This window comes from Chamaesiphon sp. VAR_69_metabat_338, assembly GCF_031423935.1.
Classification (GTDB): domain Bacteria; phylum Cyanobacteriota; class Cyanobacteriia; order Cyanobacteriales; family Chamaesiphonaceae; genus Chamaesiphon.
The window spans coordinates 1-8,314 of the sequence record NZ_JANPGM010000227.1 but is presented as its reverse complement, the minus strand read 5'-3'; the positions used below and the strand labels follow the sequence as shown (position 1 = coordinate 8,314).

At 47.0% G+C, this 8,314-nt stretch carries 6 protein-coding genes and 1 tRNA gene; 3 read left to right on the top strand and 4 right to left on the bottom strand.

The features are described 5' to 3' along the window. Positions 1-2,162, bottom strand: a 2,162-nt coding sequence (locus RMO84_RS06710) for a hypothetical protein (protein ID WP_310487697.1), incomplete at its 3' end; no start/stop codon positions are given. Positions 2,163-2,514: 352 nt separating this feature from the next. Between RMO84_RS06710 and RMO84_RS06705 the strand changes: the two genes are divergently transcribed. Beyond that, positions 2,515-3,381 carry an HIT domain-containing protein gene (locus tag RMO84_RS06705; protein WP_396135791.1) on the top strand — a complete coding sequence of 289 codons (867 nt, stop codon included), beginning with the start codon at positions 2,515-2,517 and terminating at the stop codon, positions 3,379-3,381. 36 nt (positions 3,382-3,417) lie between these two features. On the opposite strand, the gene RMO84_RS06700 is transcribed toward RMO84_RS06705, so the two are convergent. The 3 genes from RMO84_RS06700 to RMO84_RS06690 all read right to left on the bottom strand — a co-directional run bounded on the left by RMO84_RS06700 (position 3,418) and on the right by RMO84_RS06690 (position 5,904). After that, positions 3,418-4,581, bottom strand: coding sequence for an LL-diaminopimelate aminotransferase (locus RMO84_RS06700; protein WP_310487695.1), 1,164 nt, complete (start codon positions 4,579-4,581; stop codon positions 3,418-3,420). A gap of 232 nt (positions 4,582-4,813) precedes the next feature. Continuing rightward, the gene (locus RMO84_RS06695) at positions 4,814-5,140 is read right to left on the bottom strand and encodes a thioredoxin family protein (RefSeq protein WP_396135790.1); all 327 of its coding nucleotides are present in this window, start codon (positions 5,138-5,140) and stop codon (positions 4,814-4,816) included. 77 nt (positions 5,141-5,217) lie between these two features. Continuing rightward, the gene (locus RMO84_RS06690) at positions 5,218-5,904 is read right to left on the bottom strand and encodes an HAD-IA family hydrolase (RefSeq protein WP_310487694.1); all 687 of its coding nucleotides are present in this window, start codon (positions 5,902-5,904) and stop codon (positions 5,218-5,220) included. A 563-nt stretch (positions 5,905-6,467) separates the two neighbouring features. Between RMO84_RS06690 and RMO84_RS06685 the strand changes: the two genes are divergently transcribed. Together RMO84_RS06685 and RMO84_RS06680 are read left to right on the top strand one after the other, a co-directional pair. Beyond that, on the top strand, positions 6,468-8,057 hold the full coding sequence (locus RMO84_RS06685) for an NAD(P)H-quinone oxidoreductase subunit 4 (protein ID WP_310487693.1): 1,590 nt from the start codon (positions 6,468-6,470) through the stop codon (positions 8,055-8,057). 130 nt (positions 8,058-8,187) lie between these two features. Further along, positions 8,188-8,261: transfer RNA gene (locus RMO84_RS06680), tRNA-Pro, on the top strand. The last annotated feature ends 53 nt before the right edge of the window (positions 8,262-8,314 follow it).

The following is an 8,314-nucleotide window of genomic DNA, read 5'->3' as shown; positions in this document are numbered from 1 at the left end:
TCACCACTCAATTGACCGCCGATTTTAGTATTTAACCGAGCTAAATTGAGATTGGTAGTTGTAAAGTTACCTTGCCAATTACCCCGAGCAAAAGTAAGATTTCGTGCTTGAATTTCTCCAGCTTTGAGTGCGATCTTACCTTGTCCTCGTGCCGAAATATTATCCGGCGTAATTTGCTGAAGATTATTACCACTGACCTGTAAACTACCGCTAACAATCCCTGGTGGTGGGAGCATTTTAGTCGTAGATGTTGGCGTACCATTAGTTTGTGCTAACTCGTGAGTTGCTAGTTGCTGGAGATCGAGAGCTTTACTAGTAAGATTAGCTTGCCACTGACCCCGATCGATCTTAATGCGATCGGCAATTATCTGTCCGGCTGGCAACTGTAAATTTAATTGTCCGCTGGCTTGCAATCGATCGATGCCGAGGTCGCTATTTAAACCAGTTACTTGAATATTACCGCCTAATTTACCACTGTAATTAGTTGCTAAATTGAACCCGCCAACTTTGGCTAATTGCTGGGTATCGACAATCTGCGGTCGTACATTGAGCCGCCAGTTAGTCTTGGTAATATCTCCTGTCGCCTGGATCTTGCCACCTGCGCCTGTCAGCGTCGCCCCGCGCACGAGCGTCGTACCTTGAGGTGTAATCTGAAGATCGGTAGTGACGGGATATGTTGCCTGGGGTGCATCGACCTTGAGATTGGTATATATTGCCGCGCCAGTGCCCTCGATCGTGCCGCGCGCCACAGTCTCACCTATTTTGACCTGCGTGGGTAATTTGGCACCATACAGCCGACTCAATGCATCACCAGCCAGCCGTTCGCCTTGGAATACAAAGCGAGTCTGGGGAGTTTTTAAAAGCTGAATTTCCCCTTGGGTAGTAACTTTACCGCCTAATTTAGGTTGAGCGGTGGCATTAATATTAATCCGACCGTCGGCCAATTTAAAGTTACCATTGACTCGATCGATCTGGACGCGATCGACTTGACTGAGTTGGGTGTTATTAAACTTGCCACTTAAAATCGGTCGATCTAATTTACCAGCCAATTGTAACTGAGCGACTGCCGCACCTGCTAATGGAAAAGGTGACTTAATATCGATGCTCTTCAGCAGATCTGGCAGCGTAATTGCCGCAGTTTGGGCACTCAATCGATAGCCAGTAGTGTAGTTAAGATCGCCGCTAACGACTCCAGCTACCCGATCGTATTTAGTACTGACACTATTAAACTTGACATCTCGCTCCGATACATTAATAAAGCCATTAATCTCATCTAAGCTGCGCGGCACCTTATTAATCGTCAGCTTGCCATTCCGTACCAACAATCTACTACTAATTAGTAGTTTTTTTTGCGGCTCAATCTCCAAATTCAGATCGCCATCTACCGTCCCGCGATCGATCCGAACTTGCGGGATTTTCACAATCCTCGTTGCAGCAGCAGCATCTACCGCTTGACCCTTAATAGCTAACTGGGTGGCACCAGTAGCGATGAGACTATTCCCGCTGACGCTGACTTGTCCGCTGCCAAACTGCGCGCCACCGTCATATTTAACTCGATCTTGCGCATCGTTAACATCAGCTTGGAGATTGATTTTATCGATCGCAATCGGCTGGGGATTGTCGCTATAAGGCAGGATTGTAACTACTGCATTCTCAATTTTTACCGTACCGACTTCTAACTTAATCGGCGGTGGCGATTGCTTATCTTGCGGTGGGATCGTCAACCATTCCCCACGTACATTTTGAGCCAGCGAAATTTTCGGTGCGACTACCCGCACATCGAGCTTTAAGGTGCGATCGATGACTAATTTGAGCGGATTGAAATTGACAAAAATATCTGGAACGACTAACTGGCTGAGATCGCTACCATTGGCGGGGATTTTGGCATTAGTAATATGGATCTCATTAAGCCAAATATCTTCGATTTTGCCAAGTTTAATCGGTCGCTTTAGACTTTTGGTTAATTCCTGCTCTAGCATCGGTACGAGCTGACTTTTTGCCCACGCTTGACCGATAACAATACCGACGATCGATAATAGACATAAGCCCAAACCAATGATGCTGCCAGTTTTTAAAAATAACTTCAGCCAACGACGAGAGCTAGGTGGTAAATTGCTTGTCAATTGCGGCTGCGGAGATTTTGGTGGAGGTGGGTCTTTCACGCTGAGCGAGACGGCAAGGTCAAAGTAGGTATAAAATCGAAGCGATAACTAATTGAAGCTAACCTATCTCTAGACGACGATCGCGAACTAACAGCCACGCGTTAATCGACATTTACTTAGGTATTGTGCCCAATGTTAACACCCGATCGACACGATCGCAATTTTCGTTTGTGTGTATCTATTTATCAGAGCGACGACGATCTCGATCGACCGCGATTTGTGACTCGATCTTGGTTTAAAATCGGGCATGGTTACTGCTACTAACGAACCTAACAGCAACGATACCGTCACTAAACTACTACACTGTATCGCCCAAGTCGATGCGATCTCGTTCATCTCAAACAGCCACTTCATGCGGAAACAAGCCAACAAATTCAGCCATCTCACAGCTATCGATCGTAGCAAATTATCATCCCCAGTTCAATTTTTACTCGATCGAGATTTGCTCGTAGGTAGAATCCTCGATTTTGGCTGTGGACTGGGAAATGATGTCAAACTTTTGAGAGGCAAAGGATTGGATATTACCGGCTACGATCCCCATTATCTACCGATCGATCTAGTTGGTAAATTTGAAACGATCGTCTGTTGCTATGTTCTTAATGTATTACTACCAGCGGAACAAGCTGAGGTGCTGATGAACATCGCCTATCTACTCAAACCTGGAGGCAAAGCCTATTACGCAGTCAGGCGCGATCTAAAGAAAGAAGGATTTCGAGAACACTACGTCCACAAAAAGCCCACTTATCAATGCACAGTCAAACTACCATTTAAGTCGATCCAACTTAATGAATACTGTGAAATATATGAATACGTTCACTATAACCATCAATGGAATTCACCAAACAATTGTATCTTCTGTAATCCCCATCGCAAGTTAAATTTACTGACCGAATCCGCTACTGCTTATGCCATGTTCGATGGCTATCCTTTGACTAAAGGTCATGTCTTAATCGTTCCCAAACGACACATTAGCAACTACTTCGATCTACCACCCAAAGAACAATCAGCTTGCTGGTTAATGGCAAATAAAGTTCAGTCAATCTTAACTACAGAATTTAAACCCGATGGCTTTAATGTCGGGATGAATATCAACAAAGCCGCCGGACAAGCAATGAATCATGCCACTATCCACGTTATTCCCCGTTATCAAGGCGATGCCAGCGGGGCGAAAAGCGGGATGCGATCGGTCATCCCCAAACCAGGTAGAATCGATCGATAAATTTAGATTTGTGGGTAGAGCAAAGCGAAATCTAACCTACAAGAATTTTGCCATGCGATCGACCGCCAGTTGCAATTTAGCCGGTTCGTGTACCAATGCAAACCGAACATATCCTTCACCCGAACTCCCAAAGCCAATTCCAGGCGATGCAGCCACCCCAGTTTGACAAACTAACTCCGTGCAAAACTCGATCGAATTACGCGCCCATTGCGGCGGTAATTTTGCCCAGATATACATCGTTGCTGCTGGTGTCGGCACTTCCCAACCGATTTCAGCTAAAGCCGTCACAAAAGTATCGCGACGCTGTTTGAAAGTATCCACCGTCTGCCGCACGCAGCTTTGCTCGCCACTGAGTGCGGCAACAGCACCGTGCAAAATTCCTAAATACTGATTGAAATCAACCACCGCCTTCACCTGGCGCAAGGCTTGAATTAAGTCCCGATTGCCGATCGCATAACCGATCCTAAATCCGCCCATATTATAGGACTTAGACATCGTAAAAAACTCGATCGACACGCTTTTCTCGCGATCGGCTTGTAAGATCGATGGTACCCGAACATCTCCAAACACCATATCCCCATAGGGAAAATCATGTACCAACACCAGATCGTGCTGCTGACAAAACGCAACTGCCTCTTCAAAGAAGGCTAGCGGCGCGATGGCAGTAGTCGGATTGTGGGGATAGCTCAACACCATCATCCGCGCTTTGGCGAGGGTTGGAGCCGGAATATCCCCCAGTACGGGTAAGAATCCATTGTCGGCATGTAAAGGCATGGGGTAGATCTCACCGCCAGCCAGATAAACGCCACCAGCATGGGACGGATAGCCAGGATCCATTAGCAGTGCCACATCCCCAGGTTCCAAGATCGCCAGCGGTAAATGAGCCGTTCCTTCCTGAGAACCGATTAACGGCAAAACTTCTGTTTCGGGATCGACACTTATCCCATATTTATTGGTGTACCAAGTTGCCACCGCTTCTCGAAATACTCGCGTCGCATTAAATAATAAATAACCGTGAGTAGTCGGATCGACTAATGCCGACTGAATTGCGGCGATGACATGAGGTGGTGTGGGTAGATCCGACGAACCCAGCGATAGATCGATTATCGGCTGTCCCAGTGCCCGCGCCTTTCCCTTCGCCCGATCCATATCGGCAAATACGTTACTTTTTAATGGTTGGAGCCGTTGGGAAAACTGCATTTTTCAGTCAGTTGATAGGGTTTCTGAGAGGATGTTTGAAAAGGTTTTTTTGATGTAGATCGTAGATTTCAATCCCCCAAACCCCCTTAAAAAGGGGGCTAAGATCCGGATCTTAGTAGAACGTAGGGTGTGTTATCGCGACAGCGTAACGCACCAAAGTGCTAGAAATTATGGTGGGCACTGCCCACCAGCTAGTTTCTAAACTAAAAATATTTGCTAAATTTCTATTTACTTATGACAGATTACTATCGAGGATCGTAGTTAATTTATCTTTGGTAATCGCACCTTCTAAAGTGTGGACGAGTTCATTACCCTTGAACAGTCGGATGGCAGGCACGCCTTCCACCTTATAAGCTTTGACAGTTGCGGGATTGGGGTCGATTTCCATCTTGACTACCTTGACACGATCGCTATAGTTACTAGCAATCCAGTCGATCGATGGTGAGACTAACCGACACGGCCCGCACCATGCAGCCCACAGGTAAACTAGGACTGGTAAATCTGACTGCAACACTTCGCTTTCAAATTGTGCATCATTAATGACGGTAACGCTACTCACTTTGCTAAACTCCACAAACGATCGTAAGGATATGATTCCCCTCTAGATTAGAGCAAAATGGAGCGAGGGGGTAGGCTTCAGTGCCGGTTCAACCAAATTGCTGTTAAGCCAGCGTTATCGGCACCCAAATAATCTTCTTCGAGACTATCGCCGATGTGCCAGGCTAATTTGGGCGCGCACTCATATTTACGCAGCGCGGCGGCGAAGATTTCGGGTTGAGGTTTGGCAGCACTAACTTCTGTCGAAATCGTCACCGTCGAAAAGAATCGCGTTAAGTCCAAGCCAGCCAGCACGGTATGCAGCCGCGAATCAAAATTTGAGAGCACTCCTAACTGGACGTTAGACTTTTGCCAATTTGTCAACGCGGGAATCACGTCGGGATAAATTTCCCACGCAGCAGGAGTGGTGAAATAGGCATATAAATATTCAAAAAAACCGTCGAAGTCACTAAACTGCTCGATCGCACCTACAGCAGTAAACGTCTGACGATTGATTTCCCGCCACCACTGGAATTCATGCATCGGGATCTCTGCAGCCGGAACTCCAGGAAAGATACAGGGAGGGGAGTTTTTAAAAGCAGTATAGAAGAATCGATCGAGTAATTCCGGCGCGCAATTGACACCATATTTACTAGCGACTTCACTATAAATCCCCCCAACACTACCCCGCACGCCAAATAATGTCCCCACCGCATCCAGACAAATAACTTGCGGTAACGTTAGCGAACTCGGAATATCTAGCAATGAAGAGTAATGATGTTGCATAAAACAAAGCGATCGCTATTCAGGGCAGATGGGATTTCTCATTATCGATCGAGACTGAAGCTTTAGCGATCGACTCGTTCCGTTAATTATATCCAGCTTGGGCAAAATAATCGATCGACCCTGCCTTTGCGTCTAACCTACTCTATCCTTGCCCGACGATCCCCCAGATCCTCGACTCCACCGCGAAATAACTTGTTAAGGAATTATTAGATCCCAGTTCCACCCACAGGGGATCGCCTATAGTGTCAAAAGGCATGGTTGCTAACGGCTCAAACTAGAGTCAGCGCGTCAAAATAGCTACCTGTAATCGATCCGAGGCTCAAATCGTTAGCGACGCCGCTCGCGATGAGGATCGCTTGAATAATTTGTTAGATTAACAATTAAGCCGTCCTCGCGATCGCTACAGTCGCACATCGCGTTGACAGGGATTTACGCAGAGTAAATCGTCATAGAGAATTTTACACCCGTTAGCACCCAGCATCGCGTTGGCGTAGCCTCTCGTAAGAGAATCGTCCCGAAATATACTAACTACTCGATTGGGCATCTCCCGATTTTAACTGCCTATGAATAGCTTTCCTTGGCTGACAACGATTATTTTATTTCCGATCCTTGCTTCCCTGGCGATTCCGGTGATTCCAGACAAAGATGGACGCACGGTGCGCTGGTACGCGCTGATTGTGGCACTGCTCGATTTTACGCTGCTCGTCTATACCTTTGCCAATCACTATGACATTCATAGCGACCAGTTACAATTGGTCGAAAGCTATACCTGGATTCCCCAAATCGATTTGAGATGGTCGGTAGGGGTCGATGGGATCTCGATGCCGTTAATCTTACTCACCGGCTTTGTGACTACCCTAGCCGTCTTAGCAGCTTGGCCCGTCACCTTCAAGCCCAAACTGTTTTACTTTCTGATGTTAATCATGTTCGGCGGGCAAATTGCCGTGTTTGCCGTTCAGGATATGTTGTTATTTTTCCTGGTCTGGGAATTAGAACTGATTCCGGTTTATCTATTCCTAGCAATTTGGGGCGGGAAGAAGCGATTGTATGCTTCGACTAAATTTATCCTCTACACTGCTGGCGGCTCCCTATTCATCCTTGTCGCCGCCCTAGCGATGGGATTTTATGGCGATACGATCAGCTTTGATATGCGGACGTTAGCCGCCAAAAATTACGCCCACAACTTCCAGCTATTCATGTATGCAGGCTTGTTAATTGCCTATGGGGTCAAATTACCGATTATTCCCCTCCATACCTGGCTCCCCGACGCACATGGTGAAGCTACAGCACCCGTCCACATGCTGCTAGCTGGCGTATTGCTAAAGATGGGCGGATATGCGTTGATTCGGATGAATGCTGGCATGTTACCCGATGCTCACGCAACCTTTGCACCAGTATTGGTCGTATTGGGGGTAGTCAATATCGTCTATGCTGCGCTGACATCTTTCGCCCAACGCAACCTCAAGCGGAAAATTGCCTATTCTTCAATTTCGCACATGGGATTCGTGCTGATTGGGATTGCTTCATTTACCGATTTAGGAATGAGTGGTGCCGTCTTACAAATGGTTTCCCACGGCTTGATTGGGGCGAGCTTGTTCTTCCTAGTCGGTGCAACTTACGATCGCACCCACACCCTAATGCTCGATGAAATGGGCGGTGTCGGTCAGAAGATGAAGAAGATTTTTGCAATGTTTATCGCTTGTTCGATGGCGTCGCTAGCTTTACCAGGCATGAGTGGCTTCGTGGCCGAACTGATGGTCTTTGTCGGCTTCAGTACCAGCGATGCTTACACGTCTGAGTTTAAAGTGATTATGGTATTAATTGCCGCGATCGGGGTAATTCTCACGCCGATTTATCTACTCTCAATGCTGCGAGAAATCTTCTACGGCACTGAAAACAAAGAACTAGTCGAACACGAAGAGTTAATCGATGCCGAACCCAGAGAGGTCTTTATTATTGCCTGTCTGCTCGTCCCGATTATCGGTGTCGGTTTCTACCCCAAACTCCTCACCCAAATCTACGATTCAACCACGACCACCCTCACCGCCCACCTCCGCGATTCCGTCCCGACAATTGCCCACAAGCAATCCAATCCCGTCGCACTAGGCGAATTTTTCCGCGCGCCCAAACTCGTCAAATCGAGCGAAGGTTAACCCTCGATCGAGAACTAAATCCTCTACTTACTCCCAAAACTCCCGCAGCATGTGGGAGCTTTTTTTGAGCTTTTTCGATCGAGATGTTATAATTCATTGATATGATGTCAGATCTATGCGATCGACGCATCGGGATGTAGCGCAGCTTGGTAGCGCACTGCTTTCGGGAAGCAGGGGTCGGAGGTTCAAATCCTCTCATCCCGATTTAGCTGAAATTTAGACACAGAAGGGTTCCAAGAGGGCATTTACCGCCATCA